This is a genomic window from Streptomyces sp. URMC 126 (assembly GCF_051386555.1).
Taxonomy (GTDB): domain Bacteria; phylum Actinomycetota; class Actinomycetes; order Streptomycetales; family Streptomycetaceae; genus Streptomyces.
The window spans coordinates 1-19,272 of sequence record NZ_JBPQTX010000121.1; the positions used below are offsets into that span (position 1 = coordinate 1).

16 protein-coding genes are annotated in these 19,272 nt (G+C 75.2%); 9 read left to right on the forward strand and 7 right to left on the reverse strand.

The window, feature by feature from the left end; all coding sequences use genetic code 11:
- Positions 1–66 precede the first annotated feature (66 nt).
- Positions 67–345 (forward strand): acyl carrier protein, encoded by a 279-nt coding sequence (locus tag ACSNOK_RS16615; RefSeq protein WP_436781460.1) that lies wholly within the window; start codon positions 67–69, stop codon positions 343–345.
- Entirely contained in the window at positions 342–1,565 is a 1,224-nt protein-coding gene (locus ACSNOK_RS16620; protein WP_436781461.1) for a beta-ketoacyl-[acyl-carrier-protein] synthase family protein, read from the forward strand. Before ACSNOK_RS16615 ends, ACSNOK_RS16620 begins: the two co-directional genes overlap by 4 nt.
- 189 nt (positions 1,566–1,754) lie before the next feature.
- Here the strand turns inward: ACSNOK_RS16620 and ACSNOK_RS16625 are convergent, their stop codons facing one another.
- Positions 1,755–1,967: a DUF5302 domain-containing protein gene (locus ACSNOK_RS16625; protein WP_436781462.1), complete on the reverse strand. Its 213-nt coding sequence runs from the start codon at positions 1,965–1,967 to the stop codon at positions 1,755–1,757.
- Positions 1,968–2,154: 187 nt separating this feature from the next.
- On the reverse strand, positions 2,155–3,582 hold the full coding sequence (locus ACSNOK_RS16630; protein WP_436781463.1) for a HEAT repeat domain-containing protein: 1,428 nt from the start codon (positions 3,580–3,582) through the stop codon (positions 2,155–2,157).
- Between the two features lie 326 nt (positions 3,583–3,908).
- Here ACSNOK_RS16630 and ACSNOK_RS16635 point away from each other — a divergent pair, with 326 nt between their 5' ends.
- The gene (locus ACSNOK_RS16635; RefSeq protein WP_436781464.1) at positions 3,909–5,381 is read left to right on the forward strand and encodes a PP2C family protein-serine/threonine phosphatase; all 1,473 of its coding nucleotides are present in this window, start codon (positions 3,909–3,911) and stop codon (positions 5,379–5,381) included.
- Between the two features lie 128 nt (positions 5,382–5,509).
- Here the strand turns inward: ACSNOK_RS16635 and ACSNOK_RS16640 are convergent, their stop codons facing one another.
- On the reverse strand, positions 5,510–7,009 hold the full coding sequence (locus tag ACSNOK_RS16640) for a DNA-binding protein NsdB (protein WP_436781465.1): 1,500 nt from the start codon (positions 7,007–7,009) through the stop codon (positions 5,510–5,512).
- A gap of 308 nt (positions 7,010–7,317) precedes the next feature.
- Here ACSNOK_RS16640 and ACSNOK_RS16645 point away from each other — a divergent pair, with 308 nt between their 5' ends.
- Positions 7,318–8,433, forward strand: coding sequence for an aminoglycoside phosphotransferase family protein (locus tag ACSNOK_RS16645; protein WP_436781466.1), 1,116 nt, complete (start codon positions 7,318–7,320; stop codon positions 8,431–8,433).
- Positions 8,434–8,653: 220 nt separating this feature from the next.
- Positions 8,654–10,684 carry an N-acetylmuramoyl-L-alanine amidase gene (locus ACSNOK_RS16650; protein WP_436781467.1) on the forward strand — a complete coding sequence of 677 codons (2,031 nt, stop codon included), beginning with the start codon at positions 8,654–8,656 and terminating at the stop codon, positions 10,682–10,684.
- Between the two features lie 69 nt (positions 10,685–10,753).
- Here the strand turns inward: ACSNOK_RS16650 and ACSNOK_RS16655 are convergent, their stop codons facing one another.
- Positions 10,754–11,254, reverse strand: coding sequence for a hypothetical protein (locus ACSNOK_RS16655; RefSeq protein ID WP_436781468.1), 501 nt, complete (start codon positions 11,252–11,254; stop codon positions 10,754–10,756).
- A 138-nt stretch (positions 11,255–11,392) separates the two neighbouring features.
- On the opposite strand from ACSNOK_RS16655, the gene ACSNOK_RS16660 reads away from it, so the two are divergent.
- Positions 11,393–12,115, forward strand: a complete 723-nt coding sequence (locus ACSNOK_RS16660; RefSeq protein WP_436781469.1) for a leucine-rich repeat domain-containing protein — start codon at positions 11,393–11,395, stop codon at positions 12,113–12,115.
- A 43-nt stretch (positions 12,116–12,158) separates the two neighbouring features.
- Here the strand turns inward: ACSNOK_RS16660 and ACSNOK_RS16665 are convergent, their stop codons facing one another.
- Positions 12,159–12,395 (reverse strand): DUF397 domain-containing protein, encoded by a 237-nt coding sequence (locus ACSNOK_RS16665; RefSeq protein ID WP_436781470.1) that lies wholly within the window; start codon positions 12,393–12,395, stop codon positions 12,159–12,161.
- A gap of 77 nt (positions 12,396–12,472) precedes the next feature.
- Positions 12,473–13,180, reverse strand: coding sequence for an alpha/beta fold hydrolase (locus ACSNOK_RS16670; RefSeq protein WP_436781471.1), 708 nt, complete (start codon positions 13,178–13,180; stop codon positions 12,473–12,475).
- 111 nt (positions 13,181–13,291) lie between these two features.
- Between ACSNOK_RS16670 and paaK the strand changes: the two genes are divergently transcribed.
- Together paaK and ACSNOK_RS16680 are read left to right on the forward strand one after the other, a co-directional pair.
- Positions 13,292–14,581 (forward strand): phenylacetate--CoA ligase PaaK, encoded by a 1,290-nt coding sequence (gene paaK, locus ACSNOK_RS16675; protein ID WP_436781472.1) that lies wholly within the window; start codon positions 13,292–13,294, stop codon positions 14,579–14,581.
- Positions 14,582–14,680: 99 nt separating this feature from the next.
- Positions 14,681–17,149, forward strand: a complete 2,469-nt coding sequence (locus ACSNOK_RS16680; protein WP_436781473.1) for a penicillin acylase family protein — start codon at positions 14,681–14,683, stop codon at positions 17,147–17,149.
- A gap of 111 nt (positions 17,150–17,260) precedes the next feature.
- On the opposite strand, the gene ACSNOK_RS16685 is transcribed toward ACSNOK_RS16680, so the two are convergent.
- Positions 17,261–17,845 (reverse strand): CGNR zinc finger domain-containing protein, encoded by a 585-nt coding sequence (locus tag ACSNOK_RS16685; protein ID WP_436781474.1) that lies wholly within the window; start codon positions 17,843–17,845, stop codon positions 17,261–17,263.
- An 83-nt stretch (positions 17,846–17,928) separates the two neighbouring features.
- On the opposite strand from ACSNOK_RS16685, the gene ACSNOK_RS16690 reads away from it, so the two are divergent.
- Positions 17,929–19,239: an MFS transporter gene (locus ACSNOK_RS16690; RefSeq protein ID WP_436781475.1), complete on the forward strand. Its 1,311-nt coding sequence runs from the start codon at positions 17,929–17,931 to the stop codon at positions 19,237–19,239.
- Positions 19,240–19,272 lie beyond the last annotated feature (33 nt).

Here is a 19,272-nt window from a genome sequence, read left to right on the forward strand (position 1 = left end):
CCTCACTGCCGAAGGGCCCGGCGCCCCTCCCCTCGGCCCCGGGCCCTTCGGCAGTGAGGAACAGGCATGACGTCTCTGTACGAGCCCATCAAATCCTGCATGGGCCGGCACTTCGACATCCCGGCGGAGGACATCCGCCCCGAGAGCACGATGGACGACCTCGGCATGGACTCGCTCGCCCTGGTGGAGATGATGTGCGTGCTCAAGGACGACCTGGGGCTGCGGATCCCGTCCGATGAGGACGCGCTGTCCCTGCGCACCACGTTCGCCGAGGCGGTGGCCGTGGTGGAGGCGGCCCAGCGGGCGCCCGAGTCGGCCGTCGGGTCCCCGGGCCCGTCCGCGTGAGCGCCGACGGCATCGCGGTCACCGGCCTGGGGCTGGTCACGCCCGCCGGTGTGGGCACCGAGGCGACCTGGCGGCGGGTGTGCTCGGGGGAACCGACCGCCGCCGTCGACCCCGAGCTCGCGGGGGTGCCGGTGCCGCTGAGCTGCCGGGTCCCCGCCTACGACGTCCGGGCCGTGGCCGGCCGCCAGGCCTGGCGCATGGACCGCTTCGCCCACCTCGCGCTCACCGCCGCGTGGGAGGCGGTGGTTGACGCGGGCCTGGATCCGGCGACATGGGACGGCGCGCGCGTCGGCGTCGTCGTGGGCGTGGGGACGGAGAGCAAGGAGACGACCGCGCGGAGCTTCGCCAAGCTCCTGCGCGCCGACTACGAGGGCGTCTCCCCGCTGACCGTCCCCCGCGCCATGGTGAACGCGGCGGCGGGCGAGATCGGGCTCGCCCTCCGGGCCCTGGGGCCCAGCACGGCCGTGACGACGGCCTGCGCCTCGGGGGCGACCGCCCTGTGCACGGCCCGGGACCTGCTGCTGGCCGGCCGCTGCGACATCGTGCTCGCGGGCGGGGCGGAGGCGCCCTGCAATCCGCTGTCATCGGTGGCGTTCTCGCAGATGAAGGCGCTCTCCACGCGGTTGCACGACCCGGCGGGGGCCAGCCGTCCGTTCGACGCCGACCGGGACGGGTTCGTCCTGGCCGAAGGGGCCGGGATCCTCGTCCTCGAACGGCTCCCCGACGCCCGCGCCCGGCGTGCCCCCGTGCGGGCGCTGCTGGCCGGGCACGGCACCTCCACCGACGGTTTCCACCACGCCGCCGCGCACCCCGAAGGAGCGGGACTGGAGCGGGCGTTCCGGGCGGCGCTCGCGGACGCGGGGCTGGAGCCGGCGGACATCGGACACGTCAACGCGCACGGCACGTCCACCCCGATGAACGACCGGATCGAGGGGCGCACCCTCAGCCGGGTGTTCGGCCGCCGCCCGCCGCCGGTGACCTCCGCCAAGGGCGTGACCGGACACATGCTCGGGGCCGCCGGAGCCGTCGAGGCGGCGCTGGGTGTGCTGACGCTGGAGCACCAGCTCATCCCGCCCACCGCCAACTTCGAACGCCTCGATCCGGAACTGGACCTCGACGTGGTGGCGAAGGAGGCGCGGCCGTGCCGCGTCGACGCCGTGGCCGGCAACTCGTGCGGTTTCGGCGGGCACAACGCGGTCGTGGTGCTGCGGCGGGTCTGAGGAGCGGGCCGGCCTCCCCGCGCTCCGGGCTCGACGGCACCGGGCGCGGGGAGGCCGGGCCCGGGGCGCGGAGGCTCCCCGGGGCTTCGGCGGACGTCGGGAGCCCGATGGGCGTGAGGGGCCTCGGCGGACGTCAGGGGCGCGGGCGGCTCCGGGGCGCCGCCCGGCCGTCGGCGGGTGCGCCCGTCGTCAGCCGCTCTTGCGGCGGAACGACCGCTGCCCGCCGGCCTTCCCGTGCGTACCGTGGATCTTCGACCCGTCCTGGGTCCGGGCGCCGGCGCCCCCTTCGGCCGACTTGCCCCGCTTGCGGTCCAGCGCCTCGCGGAACCTGCGCTTCACGTCGTCCTCCGCGGCCCCGCCTGTACCGGCGCCGCCCTGCTCCCCCGCTGTTGAATCGGGCATCAAATACCTCCTGAAGACACGGGTGTTCGCCACAGCTTCGCACAAAAGGGGCGCGCCGGGGCCTGTCGGGCACGGATCACCACCGGAACGGGGCGGCGGGAGCGCCCCCGCTCCGGCCCAGGTGATCCGGCCGGACCGGCGCCCCGCCGCGCGGACCGGCGCCCCTTCCGCGCGGATCGGGTCGCGCTCAGACCGGTGTCGCGTCCGGTCCGAAGCGGTCGCAGGCCGCCGTCTGGACCTCGGCCTCCTCGGCCGGATCGGCGGCGAGCCGGCGGAGCTGCTCGACGACCCGGGAGTCCGCGGTGGCCGCGTGGCGGGCCGCGAGCTCGCGCGTGGTCTCCTCGCAGTCCCACAGGCACTCGACGGCGAACCCCGCGGCGAACGAGGGGTCCGTCGCGGCGAGGGCCCGGGCGGCCCGGCCGCGCAGGTGAGAGGAGGACGTCTCGCGGTAGAGGTGGCGCAGCACGGGCGCGGCACAGCCGATCATCAGTCGGCCCGCGCCGTCGACGAGATCCCAGAGCACGGGGGCGTCGGGCCCCTCGGTGCGGACGACCCGGCGCAGGGCGCCCAGCACCAGCGACGCGTCGTAGGCGGCACCGCGGCAGGCGAGCATGCCCGCGGCGGCGGCGCCCAGCGCGTCGGCCCGGTGCACCCAGCTCCGCGCCCGCTCCAGGGCGGCGGGGCCGCGCATGCGCTCGAAGGCGGTCACGGCGGCGTCCGCCACGGCGGCGGAGGGGTCCACCGCAGCGGCCTCGATCAGCTCCAGGGCCTGCGGGTCGTCGTGCTCGGCGAGGTAGCGCAGCGCGGTGGCGCGGGCGGCCTCGGGGCCGAAGGCGGCGGCCTCGATGATCTCCAGACGGTCCTCGGGGCCGGCGACGGCGTTGAGGCAGCGGGTCGCGGGGACGTGGCGCTGCTGGGGCGGGTGCAGGGCCAGGCCCTCCTGGGCCCAGTCGAGCACCTCGCGGACGCTCCAGCCGGGCCGGGGGCCGGCCGGCCGCATCTGCCGCTGCCAGCGGTCGAAGGAGCCTTGCTCCCGGGCGGCGCGCACCCGGGCGGCGGTGGCGGGGGCGTGCGGGTCCTCGGCCCAGATGCGCCAGGGGCGGGGCTCGAAGGCGTCCCGCACCGCGGCGGCCAGGGCGGCCTCGCCCTCGGGGGTCTCCGGGAAGCGGGCGACGACGGCCTCGCCGAGGGCGGCCAGGGCGGCGTCGTCGTCGCGCACGGCCAGCTCGTCCAGGGCCCAGCCCCAGTTGCCGCCGGTGGCGGCGTAGCGGCGGAGCAGCGCCAGGGCGTCGTCGCGTCCGTAGGAGGCGAGGTGGCCGAGGACGGCCAGGGCCAGGCCGGTGCGCTCCTCCGCGGGGTCGAGCAGGTCGTCCGGGTGGAAGAGGTGCTCCTCGATCTCCGCCAGGTCGCCGTCGAGGTCCAGATAGAGCCGCGCGTAGTACAGGGACCGGTTCTCGACCTGCCAGTCGCGCCGGGGGTCGCGGAGCACGCACTGGTTCAGCGCCGCGAGGGCCTCGGCCCGCGGCGCCGCGAGGGCGTGCAGGGTCCCGTCGCCGCGGCCTCGCTGGAGGAGGCCGAGCAGGGTGCCGCTGGGCGCTATGTCTGGATCGAACATGAGGTCAGCATCCGGTGCGGGGGGTCGGCTGGCAACGGGATTTCCGTCGTCCGGCATTCTTGCCGGTGTCCACCCGGGCTATGCCTGGTGAACTGTGGGAACTCGGGGACCGAGCGCCCGCAGCCTACCCGGAGTCGGACGTTCCGCCGAGCCTCTGTCCGATTTTCCCCCGCGGGCCGGAGGCATATGCCGGAGTCACCACCGGATCGGGTATGGCCAAACGCCTTACGGGCCCTCGCCCGCTGTGCGAGAGTCGTCACGCAGTCTTCCGGCCGCTCTCGCGGACCACGCCGGCGTCGGCCGCGCCCGCCACCTCGGAGTTCCTGATGCCGTCCCCTTCTTCTGCCTCACCCGCGGAGCACCCGGCGGGCAGCGCCCCGGGCGGGCCGCCCGGCCCCGGCGCGGTCGACGCCCTGATCTCGCAGACACGGCGGCTGAGAGGCGGCATCGAGGCCATCCGCCGCGCGACGGCCGGTGAGGAGCTGTCCGGCGACCCGCTCGACCGCTGGCGGCGGGCGCTCTGCGACCTCGCCGCCCACCAGCTCGACGACCTCGGCACCCACCTCGGCCGGCTGCGCGAAGGGCTGCCTGGCCCCGCCGCCCCCGTCGGAACCGAGTCGTCCGGGACGGCGGCGGAGCCCGGGCCGCGGGCGGCGTTATCCCCGGCACCCGCGGGCAGCGCCGAATGGAACCTCCTCACCGACGAGGTGACCTGGTCCGGCGAACTGTTCCGGATCCTCGGCCGGCGGCCGGAGGACGGCGCCCTCACCCTGGACGAGTTCCCCTCCCTGCTGGTCGAGGAGGACCGGGAGCTGCTGACCGCGCTGGTCACGGACTGCCTGGTGGACGGCAAGCCCATCGACGGCGAATTCCGAGTCGTCCACGCCGACGGCACCCACCGCACCCTGCACATGACGGGCGAGCCCGTCCTCGACGACGACGGCTGCACCGCCGCCATGTGGGCCGTGCTCCGGGACGTCACCGCCCTCCGGCACCGCCGGGACGCCGTGGACGCGACCGGCGACTCCCTCCGCGCGCACCGGCGGCGCGCCGTGGCCGAACGGCGGCTGGCGGCCGAGTTCCAGGAGGCGGTGCTGCCGCCGTGGCACGAGCCGCCACGGCCAGCGCCGGACGGCCGGGCCGATGCCGGCGGAACGCTCGACGTCGCCGCCCGCCACCTCCCCGCCACGGACGCCGACGCCGTCGGCGGCGACTGGTGCGACGCCCTGCCCCTGCCGGACGGCCGCACCCTGCTGAGCGCGGGCGGGCTGACCGGCCGGGGGGTGGCCGCGGCCTCCGCCACGGCCGTCCTGCTGGGCGCGGTCCGCGGTATGGCGGTGGCCGGCACCGAGCCGGGCCCGCTGCTCGGCTGCCTCAACCACCTGGCCGGCGCCTCCGGCCGGCCCGCCCTCGGCAGCGCGGTCTGCTGCCGCTACGACCCCGCGACCCGCACGCTGCTCTGGGCCCGCGCGGGCCATCCCGCCCCCCTGCTGTTCCGCGAGGGACGGGTGCGCCCGCTGCGGGCGCCGGCGGGCGTGTTCCTCGGCGCGGTCGCCGAGGCCGGCTACGCCCAAGCCGAGGAGCGGCTGCTCCCCGGGGACGTACTCGTCCTGCACACCGGCGGCCTGTCGTCGCACGGCCCGGACGCCGACGGAGACGCCCGGCTGCTGCCCGGGCTGGCCGGACGGTTCGCCACGGCACGGAGCGCGCGGGAGTGCGTCCGGACCGTCCTGGAGGAGTGGAGCGGAGCGGCACGGGAGGACGACGCGTGTGTGCTCGTCGCCCGGGTCGGCAGCTGACGCCTTCGGCCGCCGGACGGACCGTCCCGGATCCCTCCTGCCCTGCCCCCGTCCACCCGCGCGAGCAGGCGCCGGACGGGTCTCCTCCCCGATACAGCCGATCGCGGCGACCGGCCCGTCTCCTACGGCTAGGCCGTGGCCGTCCGGCCCCGGCCGCCCGGTGCCTTGGGCAGCGCCCGCTCGATCTCCTGCCGCAGCTCGGCGATCGTCGGGAACCCGGAGTACCTCCCGGTGAGCCGGTACATCTCCCGCAGCCGGTCCCAGGTGCGGTGGGAGGAGTTCTCCCCGATGGAGCCCAGCGCCTCCCGGGCGTAGACGGAGCCCTGCTCGGGGTCGCCGTCGATGAAGCAGGCGGAGGCCATGGAGATGTAGTCGAAGATGATCGACCGCTTCTGGTTGGTCCCCGCGCGCAGCCGCAGGGCCTCCAGGGCGTGGCGCTGCGCCACGGCGGCGGCGGACGGGTCGTGGTCGGCGAGAGTGCGGTACGCCAGGGCCTGCATGCCGTGCAGATCCGCCTCGTTGAACATCTGCATCCAGCTCGGCGGGGGCACGTCCCCCTTGTCCGCGACGAACAGCTCCTCGGCCTGGCCGAGGGTGCGGCGCATGGCCTGGCCCCGGCCCATCGCCGCCTGCGCCCACGCCTCGACGGTGCAGAGCATCGCCCGGGTGCGCGGCAGGGCCTCCTCGCCCGAGCCGGACTTGGCGAGCTTCATCAGGTCGAGCGCGTCGCCCGGGCGGCCGAGGTGCACCATCTGCCGGGCGGCCCGGGACAGCGCCTCGCCGGCCCGGGGCCGGTCGCCGCCCTCGCGGGCGGCGTGTGCCGCGATCACGAAGTACTTCTGCGCGGTGGGCTCCAGCCCCACGTCGTGGGACATCCAGCCGGCCAGCACCGCCAGGTTGGCCGCCACCCCCCAGAGCCTGCGCTGGAGGTGCTCGGGGTGGCGGTACGCGAGCATGCCGCCCACCTCGTTGAGCTGGCCGACCACGGCCTTGCGCTGGAGCCCGCCGCCGCGGGCCGCGTCCCACGCGCGGAAGATGTCGACCGAGCGCTCCAGCTCGTCGATCTCGGACGAGCCCACCGGAGCCGCCTCGTACCGGTCGAAGCCCGCCTGCTCGGCGTGGCCGGGGTAGGAGGCGCGGTGCAGGGGGTCGTCGAAACGGGGAGCGTCGGAGGCGAGCGCCGGATCGGAGTGCAGCCAGTCGTGCATCGCCCCGCTGAGTGCTGATCCTGCGGCGAGCGCGGCGCCCGCGCCCACCAAGCCGCGTCGGTTGAGCATGAGGTCCATTCCCGTGAATTCGGTGAGGACCGCGGCCGTCCGCTCGGGCGGCCAGGGGAGTCCGTCCTGCGACTGTCCCTTGCCCGCTCGCCCGCGCCGGCAGAATCCGAGGTCCTCGATGGTCACGACACGACCGAGGCGCTCGGTGAAGAGGGCGGCCAGCACCCGGGGCACGGGATCGCGCGGGGACTCCCCCATGTCGATCCAGCGCCGGACCCGTGAGGTGTCGGTCGCCAGCTGCGGATGTCCCATGACCGCCGCCTGCCGGTTGACCAGCCTCGCGAGCTCGCCCTTGGACCATCCGGCCAGTCCGAACAGATCCGCCAGGCGGGTGTTGGGTTCCCTCGTCACGTCAAGCCCCCAGGTTCCTCGGCTGACTTGAAGGTAGCGGTCCCTCAGATGCCAGGCGACTATTCGCCAGGGTTCGCCAGGGTCCGCCAGATGGTGTGCCACCCGCCGGTGGGTGTGATGTAGGAACGCGCCACCCCGACCACCCGGCGCGCATTCCCCAGGGTGCGCGACGGCCGTGGACCGGTCCGGAACGAGTCGGGCCGGTTCCCGGCCTCCGGGCGGGAAGGGCCGGAAGCGTCCCCGCGTCTGCGGGGGCGGTCCGGGGGCGCGGCGCAATTCGCCGGCACACGAAGGGATCCGTTCCGCCCATGTATGCAGCATCGGCCTCCGTGTCCGCTCCGCTCCGGCCCCCGCGGCCGCAGCAGATCCGCCCGTCGCAGGGCGGCGGACCGTACCTCGACCCCTCCCATGCCGTGGGAGCCGCGTTCGGGGGCGGACGGACGCGGAGGGGCCCGGGGCTCGGCACACCGCCCGTCGGCGGGAGAATCGACCTGTCCGGCCCCGACGGCCCCGAGCTGCGCTCGCTGATCGCCTCGGTGCACCGCATCTGCCCGGAGTTCGCCCCGAGCCAGGTGCTGCGCCGGAGCGGCCGCTCCGTGCTGCTGGTCGGCACCACCGGGCGCACCAGCGCCGTGGCGAAGTGTTTACTCGACCGCTCCCCGGCGGGTGCCGAGCGGTTCCGGCAGGAAATAGCGGCGTACCGCACCTTCGTGCGGCACCGTCCGCCGGTCCGGGTGCCGCGGCTGATCGCCGCCGACCCCGACAACGGCATCCTGGTCGTCGAGCGCATGCCGGGCCGTCCGGCCGCCCTGCGGCGGCATCCGGCGGACACGCCGCCGCGCGCCGACGTGCGGGTGGCGCTGGGCGCGGTCTGCCGGGTCAACCTCTGGCAGCCGCCGGTGGGCATGTTCGACATGCCGCTCGACTACGCCAAGCACATCACCCGCTATCACGAGCTCGGCCTGCTGACCGACCGGGACATGGGGGATCTGCAGAAGCTGCTGCACGGGCTGGCGCACGTCCAGGGCCAGTTCTGCCACGGCGACGCGCACCTGGGCAATATGCTCCTCTCCCCCGCCGGCCCGGTGCTGGTCGACTGGGGCCAGGCGGGCTGGTATCTCCCGGGGTACGACCTCGCGACGCTGTGGACGGTGCTGGGGGACGCCCCCCTGGCCCGCCGGCAGATCAGTCAGCACGCGCAGGCCGCGGGGACGCCGGCCCGTGACGCCTTTCTGGTGAATCTGATGCTCGTCCTCACCCGCGAGATCCGGACGTACGAGCTGGCCGTCCAGCGGGCCCAGCAGGAGCCGGTCCCGCCGGGTGCCCCGGACACCGGCGAGGAGCAGCGGCTCCTGCTGCGGCGGCTGCACGACGACTGCGCGCTGGCCCGACGGGCCGTACGAGCCGCGGTGGGCACCCGCTGAGGCCCGCCGCACCTGCCGACACGCCGTGCCCCGGGCGCGGCGTGTCGGCGTTCACCCCTCCGGCCCACGGGCCGGAGAGGTTCCCGCAGCCCAGGCGTTGACGTGCCTATACCGTGCGTTCCAGTCTGATTGACGGATCGTCTGTTCGGCACCGCCGCTTGGTAGGTTCGGGTCGCCACCACTCCGGCGCACGGTACGGCCCGTCCTCGAGGAGGCTGCCTTGCGAGCTCCCGCTCCCGTTCCCGAGCCCACGCCACAGAGACCTCTCCGAAGAGCCCGGAAGACCCGGGCGGGCGGTCGCGCCCGCGGGGCGGTCGGCGCGCTGGCGTCGGCCGCCCTGCTGCTCCCGCTGGTCTCGGGGCTGCCGGCCGCCGACGCCGCCGTGAGCGGCCCCGACGCCCTCCAGCGGAACTTCGCCCGGGCGGCGGCCGAGTACCACGTGCCGTCGAGCGTCCTGCTCGCCGTCTCCTACCTCCAGTCGCGCTGGGACACCCACGCGGGGGCGCCCAGCGTGACGGGCGGCTACGGCCCGATGCACCTCACCGACGCCGCCACGGCCCTGGCCGACTCCCAGGAGCGTCCGCACCACAGCGACACCGGCGAGGACGCGCGCGGCGACGCCGCCCGGCCGCACCGGGACGCGGCCGGCGTCCCGTCCCCGCACGGCGCGGCGCCCTCGGCCGACGCGCTTCCTGAGCGGCTGCGCACGCTGGACCGGGCCGCCGGTCTCACCGGACTCCGGCCCGAGGCCCTGCGCACGGATCCGGCCGCGAACGTGCGCGGCGGGGCGGCCCTGCTGGCCGACGCCCAGCGCCGGCTGGGCCGGCCGGCCGGCGGGGACGCCGCCGACTGGTACGGGGCGGTGGCGCGCTGGTCCGGCGCCCGGGACACGGCAACCGCGCGCGCCTTCGCCGACGACGTCTTCGAGCTGATCCGCACCGGCGCCCGGCGGACGACCGACACCGGGCAGCGCGTGGCCCTCGCGGCCGAGCCGCGCCTCGTCCCGCACCGCGAGCAGGTGGGCCGGGCGATGCCCCCGGCCGAGGGCGTCGAGTGCCCCGAAACGGTCGCCTGCGAGTCCATTCCCGCTCCCTACCAGCGGCTGGAGGGCTCGGACTACGGCAATCACGACGTGTCGGACCGGCCGGCCTCGCAGAAGGCGGACTTCATCGTCATCCACGACACGGAGGCCACCTGGGAGAAGACCCTCCAGCTGATAAAGGATCCGGCGTACGTGTCGTGGCACTACACGATCCGCTCCACCGACGGCCATATCGCCCAGCACGTACCGGTGAAGGACGTGACCTGGCACGCCGGCAACTGGTACGTGAACTCCAAGTCGGTGGGCATCGAGCACGAGGGCTTCCTGGCCCGCCCGGACGCCTGGTACACGGAGGAGATGTACCGGACGTCGGCCCGGCTGGTGCGCCACCTGGCGCGGAAGCTGGACATCCCGCTGGACCGGCAGCACGTTCTCGGGCACGACAACGTCCCCGGCACCGTCCCGTCGACGATCAAGGGCATGCACACCGACCCCGGCCCCTACTGGGACTGGGCCCACTACTTCGAGCTGCTGGGCAAGCCCTTCCACCCGACGGCGAGCCCGTTCAGCGGCATGGTGACGATCCGCCCGGACTACGACGACAACGAGCCGGTCTACACCGGCTGTGAGAAGCCGGGCCAGGAGTGCGCGCCGCACGGTTCCGGCGCGGTCCGGCTGCATGTGGCGCCGCGGGACGACGCGCCGCTGGTCAAGGACGTCGGGCTGCGGCCGGACGGCGGCGCGTCCACCACCGGCGTCAACGACACCGGGGCCCGGGCCTCGACCGGCCAGCAGTTCGCGGTCGCCGGGCGGCTGCCGGGCTGGACGGCCGTGTGGTACCTGGGGCAGAAGGCGTGGTTCCGCGACCCGTGGTGGGAGCCGGTGGCGGTCGGGGCCCGCGGGAAGCTGGTGACGCCGCGCGAGGGGCTGGCGGAGGTCCCGGTCTACGGCCGGGCGTATCCGGAGAAGGAGGCGTATCCGGCGGGGGTGCCGGTGCAGGCCGTGACCCCGCTGCCGTACAAGCTGTCCGCCGGGCAGGCGTACGTGCTGGGCGGGACGAGCGCCGCGGAGTACCTGTACGCCAAGGACTTCGACCCCGCGAAGCACGTGGTGGTGCGGGGGAAGGACGTGTACTACGAGATCCAGTTCGGCCACCGGGTGGCCTTCGTCCGGGCGGCCGACGTGACGGTGCGTTCGTCGAACCGCTAGCGGACGCGCGTGCTCCCCGGGCCCGGCGGGCGGGCCGGTCCGGGGAGCACGCGCGGTGCCGGGCGGGTCTCAGCCCGCCTGGAACATCTCCGCGGGGAGCGGCTTGAGCAGCTGGTAGAGGTCGTCGGTGATCGGGCGGTCCCAGCTGGCGATGGTGACGAGGACGCCGTCGCTGCGGTCGAACTGGGTGCAGGAGACGCGGCTCTCCGAGCACTTCAGGCGGCGCACGATCAGCAGGTTGTCCTCGTGCATGACCGGGGTGTCCTCGGTCTCGACCACCGTGACCGGCTCGTCGTTGCCGAGCGCGGCCAGCAGCTGCGCCACCTCGAAGGGCACCTGGCCCTCCTCCAGCTCCCGGGCCGGGGAGCCTTCCGGCAGATTGCCGATGATCATCGCCGGGCCGCGCCCGCCGAACAGGTCGTAGCGGAGGAAGACGCCCTGGCAGCTGCCGTCGGGCGCGGGCAGCAGCCCGGCCCCGAGGTCGCCCGGCCAGTCACCGGGGTCCATGGCGAGGACGTCGAAGTCCGGCCCCGTGGGGGTGGCGGCGCTGCGGCGGCGGAGGAAGGACATGCCCACATCGTACGTGCCCGGTGACGGGCGGCGCCCCCGGGGGAACCCCGGCCCGCCGGAGCGAGCGGCCCGCTGGTACCGTCGCCGCGCCCCGGGTCCGCCGGGGCGGTCCGGGGAGGTTCGGGGAGGGAGCCGGCGATGCGGGACGGCACGCTCGACTACTGGCGGCGTGGGCTCGGGTACGTTCCGGAGGAGGTCTGGCGGACGGAGGGACTCCGGACGCTGATCCTCGCCGACAACCGGCTGACGGAGCTGCCGGCCCGGATCGGCCTGCTGACCGGTCTGCGCACCCTCGACCTCGGACACAACGCCCTGACCTCGCTGCCGGCGGAACTGGGGGCGCTGACCGCCCTCGACGGCTGTCTCTACCTGCACGACAACGCGCTCACCGCGCTGCCCGCCTCGCTGGGCCGACTGTCCCGGGTGCGCTACCTCAACGTGGGCGGCAACCGGCTGACGGAACTGCCGGAGGACATCGGCGGGATGACCGACCTGGTGGAGCTGCGCGCCCAGCACAACCGGCTGCCCCGGCTGCCGGAGAGCGTGGGCCGGCTCGGGGCGCTGCGCGAGCTGTGGCTGCGCGGCAACACGCTGGCCGAGCTGCCCGGTTCGGTGGCGGACCTGGGCGACCTGCGGGAACTGGAGCTCCGCGAGAACGAGTTCGCCACCGTGCCGGGCGCGCTGCGCGGGCTGCCCGCGCTGCGCCGCCTCGACCTGCGCTCCAACCGGCTGTCCTCGCTGCCCGGCTGGCTGGCCGAGCTCCCGTCGCTGGAGAAGCTGGACCTGCGCTGGAACCCGCTCGACCCGGCACCGCGGCTGCTCGACGCGCTGGCCGGGCGGGGCTGCGTGGTGCTCACCTGACGACCGCGGGCGGGGCGCCGCGCCGTCCTGGCGGCCCGTGCGGCTATGTGAGGTCGAACTCGCCCTCCCTGGCGAGGTCCACGAAGGCGCGCCACTCCTCCGGGGAGAAGATCACGGCGGGGACCTCGGGGGTGCGCCGGTCGCGCAGGGCGACGTAGCCGTCGATGAAGCCGACCTGGACGTCCCCCGTGCCTGGAACGCCCGTCTGCCAGGTGGCGTTGGCCAGGTCGAGCCGCTGTCGCCCGTCGTCCGCCAGGTACTCGGTCGCGCTCTTCGCCACGTGCCGTTCCCCTCCCGGTTGCGCGGTGTCCCGTCCGGCCACCCTAGCGAGCGTGCGGCCTCCGGGACAGATCGCGGTTAGGCCCGGTCGGCGGTCTCGGCGAGGAACCGCTCGACCACGGCCCGGAACGCGGCGGGCTGTTCGGTGTGGACGAGGTGCCCGGCGCCCTCCAGCACGGCCGGCCGCCCGTCCGGGAGGCGTTCGAGCAGTTCGGTGAAGAGGTGCGGGGGCAGATAACCGCCGGTGCCGCCGGTGACGACGAGCGTGGGGGCGGTGATCTCCGCGAGGCGTTCGGTCCAGCCGGGGTCGGGGGCGTTGCGCTGCCGGGTGAACTGGATCTTGACGGCCCAGTCGAAACCGAGTGGCCCGTCCGGGCGCGGCGGGACGACGGCCGGCGGGTCGGCGGGAAGCAGCGCCGGCGCCTCCTCCAGGACCAGCCGTGCGATCGCGGACGGGCGCTCCTGGGCCACGAGTTGGGCGACGACCCCGCCGAGGGAGTGCCCGATCAGCGTGACGCGCTCCAGGCCGAGGGAGTCGAGGAGGCCGAGGACGTCGTCGCGCAGGGCGGGGAGGGCGTAGTCGCCGGTGTGCTCACTGGCGCCGTGGCCGCGGAGGTCGACGGCGTAGACCCGGTGGGCGGCGGCGAGCCACTCGGTCTCGGCCGCCCAGTCGCCGCCGTTCGCGCCGAGGCAGTGCAGCAGGACGACGGGCGGGGCCCCCTCGGGGCCGTGGGCGCGGTAGGCGAGCCGGACCCCGTTGACCACCACCGACGCAAGATCGCTCATACGGGTGAGGGTAACCGCGCCCCACCCTCTTGACGCCCGGGGGCGGTGGCTGATTCTTTTGCCGGAAGAGAAACTACCGAATGATCGGTCGGCACAGCGGGGGTGGGCGTCATGACGGCAGCCGCGGCACTCGACGCGGGCGAGCGCCTGTCGCGCGACGAACTGACGGCACTGCAACAGGAGCGGCTCCGGGCCACCTTGCGGCACGCCTACGACCATGTCGCCTTCTACCGCCGGGCGTTCGACGAGGCCGGGGTGCGCCCGGAGGACTGCCGTACGCCCGCCGACCTCCCCCGCTTCCCCTTCACCACCAAGGCCGACCTGCGCGCCCACTACCCGTACGGCATGTTCGCCGTCGAGCGGGAGCGGATCCGGCGCGTCCACGCCTCCAGCGGCACCACGGGCGAACCCACCGTCGTCGGCTACACCGAGCGCGACCTCGCCACCTGGGCCGACCTCGTCGCCCGCAGTCTCCGCGCCGCGGGCGCCCGGCCCGGCGACACGGTGCATGTGGCGTACGGATACGGGCTGTTCACCGGCGGTCTGGGCGCGCACTACGGGGCCGAGCGGCTGGGCTGCACGGTGATCCCGGCGTCCGGCGGCATGACGGCCCGCCAGGTCCGCCTCCTCCGGGACCTCCGGCCCGACGTGATCATGGTGACCCCCTCGTACATGCTCACCCTGCTCGACGAGTTCGAGCGCCAGGGCGTCGACCCGCGCTCCACCGCCCTGCGCGTCGGCATCTTCGGCGCCGAGCCCTGGACGGACGAGATGCGCCGGGAGATCGAGGGGCGGTGCGGCGTCGACGCCGTCGACATATACGGCCTGTCCGAGGTGATGGGTCCCGGCGTGGCCCAGGAGTGCGTGGAGACCAAGGACGGTCCGCACCTGTGGGAGGACCACTTCTATCCGGAGATCGTCGATCCGCTCACGGGCGAGGCGCTGCCGGACGGGGAGCACGGAGAGCTCGTCCTCACCTCGCTCACCAGGGAGGCCATGCCGGTCGTGCGGTACCGCACCCGCGACCTCACCCGGCTGCTCCCCGGCACCGCCCGCGTCTTCCGCCGGATGGAGCGGATCGCCGGCCGCAGCGACGACCTTCTCATCGTCCGGGGGGTGAACCTGTTCCCCGGGCAGATCGAGGCGGTCCTGCTCCAAGTCCCGGGTGTCGCGCCCCACTTCCAGCTGCGCCTCACCCGGGAGGGCCGGCTGGACCGGCTGACCGTCCGCGCCGAGGCCCGCCCGGGGGCGACGCCGGAGCAGCGCGCGGCGGCGGCCGACACGATCGCCCGGCGGGTGAAGGACGACGTGGGCGTCTCGGCGACCGTCGAGATCGTGCCGCCGGAGACGCTGGAGCGGTCGGTGGGCAAGATCCGGCGCGTCGTCGACGAGCGCTCATGAACCCTGACGGGTGCCGGTATCGGCGACCCGTACCGTCACCTCAACCATCACCCCCATCGTGGGAGTCTCTTGAGACGTCCCTCAACGATGGGAGTCATCTTGCGCTTACGTCACTCGTTCCGCGCCCTGGCCGTCGGCGGGCTCGCTCTGCTGACCGGTGCCGGGGCCCTGCCGGCCGCGGCGGCACCGGGGGCCGCCGGCCGCGGCGACCGGCCGGCCGCCGACGGGCTCTCGGCGGTGATCCGCTACACCGAGTACGGCATACCCCACATCGTCGCCGACGACTACGCGAACCTCGGGTTCGGCAACGGCTGGGCCCAGGCGGCCGACGCGGTCTGCACGCTGGCCGACGGCTTCGTCACCCTGCGCGGGGAGCGCGCCCGGTACTTCGGTCCGGACGCGGCCCCCGACCGGTCCTTGTCCGACGCCGCCACCAACCTCTCCAGCGACCTGTACTTCCGTGGCGTCCGCGATGCCCGGACCGTCGAGAAGCTGCTCGACCGGCCGGCACCCGAGGGCCCCTCGCGGCAGGCCAAGGAGCTGATGCGCGGCTGGGCGGCCGGTTACAACGCCTGGCTGCGGAAGAACAAGATCACGGACCCGGCCTGCCGGGGCAAGGAGTGGGTGCGCCCGGTCACCGCCACGGACGTCGCCCGGCGCGGCTACGCGCTGATCGTGCTCGGCGGCCAGGGCGCGCTGGCGGACGCCATCACCGGGGCCCGGCCCCCGTCCCCCGCCGCGGCCGCCGCCGGGAAGAGCCCATTGGCCGCCACCGGGAAGGGCCCGTCGGGTGCCGCCGACCCGGCGGCCGCGGTCCGTTCGTACTTCGCCGCCCGCCACGACCAGGGGATGGGGTCCAACGCCGTCGCGTTCTCGGGCGCCACCACGGCGAACCGGCGCGGCCTGCTGCTCGGCAACCCGCACTATCCGTGGCACGGCGGCCGCCGCTTCTGGCAGTCGCAGCAGACCATCCCCGGCGAACTGAACGTCGCGGGCGCCTCCCTGCTCGGCTCCCCCGCCGTCCAGATCGGGCACAACGCGTCCGTGGCCTGGAGCCACACCGTCGCCACGGGCGTGCCCATGAACCTGTACGAACTGAAGCCCGTCCCCGGTGACCCGCGCTCCTACCTGGTGGACGGCAGACCGGAGCGGATGACGGAGCGCAAGGTCACCGTGGCGGTCCGCGGCAAGGACGGCCGGCTCGCCGACGTCACCCGCAGCCAGTGGTGGACGCGGTACGGGCCCGTCGTCGTCGGGGTCGGCGCCGAGCTGCCGCTGCCGTGGACGGCGGGGTCGGCCTATGCCCTCGCGGATCCCAACGCCGCTCAACTGCGCTTCGTCGACAGCTCGCTGGGCCTGAGCAAGGCACGTGACGTCAAGGGCGTCCGGGAAGCGCTGCGGCGCACCCAGGGGCTGCCGTGGGTGAACACCATCGCGGCCGATTCCGGGGGACACAGCCTCTACACGCAGTCGCAGGTGCTGCCGCGCGTCACCGACGCGGTCCAGCGGAGCTGCGGCACGGCCCTCGGCCGGCAGACGTACCCCGCGTCGGGGCTCGCGGTGCTCGACGGCTCGCGCGGCGCCTGCGCGCTCGGCAAGGACCGGGACGCCCTGCAGCCGGGGATCTTCGGACCCTCGGCGATGCCCACCCTGGTCGACGCGCCGTACGCCGAGAACTCCAACGACAGTGCCTGGCTGGCCAACGCGGACCGGCCGCTCACCGGTTACCCGCGGATCTTCGGCGACGTCGCGACCGAGCGGTCGCTCCGGACGCGCGGCGGGCTGGAGGACGTGGCCGCCATGGCGAAGCGCGGCCGGCTGACCGTGCAGGACCTGGAGCGGCAGCAGTTCGCCGAGCGGGCGCCCACCGGTGACCTGGCGGCGGCGGACGCGGCGGCGGCCTGCGCGAAGCTGCCCGGCGGCACGGCGAAGGGCCGGGACGGGCGGCCGGTCGACGTGTCGGGGGCGTGCGGCGTCCTGGCCCGCTGGGACCGCAAGCTGACCAACGGCAGCAAGGGCGCGCTGCTCTTCGACCGCTTCGCCCGCGCGCTGGTCCGCGAGGTGCCGGCGGACCGGCTGTGGCGAGTGCCGTTCGACGCCCGGAAGCCGGTGACCACGCCGAACACGCTGAACACCGCCGAGCCGGGCTTCGCGCGCGCCCTGGCCGCGGCCGTGACCGACCTGCGGTCGGCGGGCATCGCGCTCGACGCGCCGCTGGGTGAACACCAGTTCGTCGTGCGGAACGGGAAGCGGATCCCGGTCCCGGGCGGCACGGAGGTGCTGGGCGCCTGGAACAAGGTCGAGTCGCGGTGGAACGGCCCCGGCGGCGGCTATCCCGAGGTGGCGATGGGCACCAGCTACGTCCAGGCGGTGGGCTTCGGCGGCGGTTCCTGCCCGGTGACGGCCCGGACGCTGCTGGCGTACTCCCAGTCGGACGACGCGTCGTCGGCCCATTTCAGCGACCAGACGGAGCTGTTCTCGAAGGGCCGCATGATCAGCGGCCGGTTCTGCGAGAAGGACATCCTGGCGTCGCCGGGGCTGCGGGTGGTGCGGGTCCACCAGCGGTGACCCGACCGTAGTCGGTGGAGGGGCGTGCCGCGCGGAAGCGGCGCGCCCCTTGTCATGCCTGCCGGCCGCCGACGGTCGCGTACGCCCGCGCCGGCCGGATCCGGTCGGGCCTCAGGCGCGGGCCCGGCGGTGCTGGGCGGCCTTGGCGCGGTTGCCGCAGGCCGCCATGGAGCACCAACGCCGCCTGCATCCCGCCGAGTTGTCGAAGAACCGGGCGCTGCACCGCTCGCCCGCGCACACCCGCAGCCGGTCGCGGTCCGCGCCGCCGAGGATCTCGGCCGCGTCCACGGCGATCCGGCTCAGCGCGCCGCGCCCGTCCACCGGCGGGACACCGGCCGTCAGCACCGGGACGCCGTCGCGTACGTCGAGGCGCGGCGGGTTCTCGGCGGCGCGGGCGAGCCACACGTTGAGGATCCGCTGGGCGTCGGCGGGGAAGGGCGTTCCCTCGACGATCGCGAGGAGCCCGGCGTCGACGGCCTCGCGCAGCTCGACGGCCTGCGCCAGCAGCGGTTCGTCGACCGGGATGCAGGCGGGGCCGATCGCGGCCGCCTCGAACCACGCCGTCAGGTCGGCGGGCCGCCGCAACAGCTCCCGGCCGCCCGCCCAGCGGTCCCGCCGGGTGTTGACGAAGTCGACGCTGACCCGGGTGCCGTACCAGACCCAGTCGGGGTCCTGACGCTCTTGCTCCGCACTCATAACCCCATGTTAGGTTACCGATCTCGAAGGCAGTAACCATATGACCGGTTACTACGGTGCGCGCGGGAAAAGGGGTGGGCGCGATGGCGGACGGCACGGTGCCGGAACGGACGTCGGACGGCAGGGGCGGGGGCCGGGGCGGAATCCTGCTGCTCGCCCTGGGCATGTTCGCCATCGGGACGGACCTGTTCATCGTCGCGGACCTGCTGCCCTCGATCGCCGGCGACCTGGGGCTGTCCACGGCGGCGGCCGGCCAGACGGTGACGGTGTTCGCGCTGACGTACGCGATCGCCGCGCCGGTCCTGGCGGGCCTCACCTCGTCCGTCGGCCGCCGCCCGCTGCTGGCCACGGTGCTGGTCGTGTTCGCGGCGGGGAACGCCCTGTCGGCCCTCGCGCCCTCCTATCCGGTCCTGTTGCTCGGCCGGGTCGTCGCGGGCGCCGGCGCGGCGCTGTACTCCTCGACCGCCTCGGCCCTCGCGGCCGGGATCACCGCCCCCGAGCGGCGGGGGCGCGCCCTGTCCGTCGTCTACGCGGGCATGACCACGGCGATCGCCCTCGGCGTTCCGCTCGGCGGCCTGATCGGCCGGTCCTCGTCCTGGCGCTGGGCGTTCGGGTTCGTCGTCCTGCTGTCCCTCGTCACGCTGGCCGGGCTCCGTTCCTGCCTGCCGCCGGTGCCGGGCCCGGGCGGAACGGGCGCGCGGCGGAGGGCCGCCGCCCTCCGGGTCCGCCGGGCACCCTCGGCCCTGCTCACGACGGTGTGCTGGACGGTGGGGACGTTCGTCGTCTACACCTATCTGGGCGCACTGCTCGACCGGTCGGGGCACGTCGGAACCGCGGCACGGCCCTGGCTCCTGCTCCTCTTCGGCGTCGGCAGCTTCACCGGCGTACTGGCCGGCGGGCGGCTCGCGGACCGCGTGGACCCCCGCCGGGGGCTCGCCGGCGCGCTGGCTCTGCTCGCCGTCGTCCTGGCGGCGCTGACCCCCGCGCTGCGCTCCACGGCGGGCACGGCGGCCGTCCTCACCCTCTGGGGCTTCGTCCACTGGTCCTGCTTCCCGCTCGTCCAGCACCGCCTCCTCACCATCGGGGGCGAACACGGCGGCATGCTCCTCGCGTTGAACAACAGCGCGGTCTACCTGGGCCAGACGCTGGCCGGCGCCCTCGGCGGCCTCCTCGCGGGCACGGGCCGGCTGGGCGCCCTGCCGTGGGCGGGGGCGGGTTCCGAGGTGCTCGCCTTGGTGGTCCTCGTGGCGGGCGCCGTCGGGTGGACCCGAGGCGGCGGCCGGAAGGTACGGGGCGGACGACGCGAGGGGCGCGGCGCGGTGGACGGGCCGGGCGGCGGTCCCGGCGGCGGGCCGGTGGACAGTGGCGCGGGGGCGGTGGCACAGGGACGGTAATCGGGGGCCGGTGACCGGGGAGACGGCCGGCGG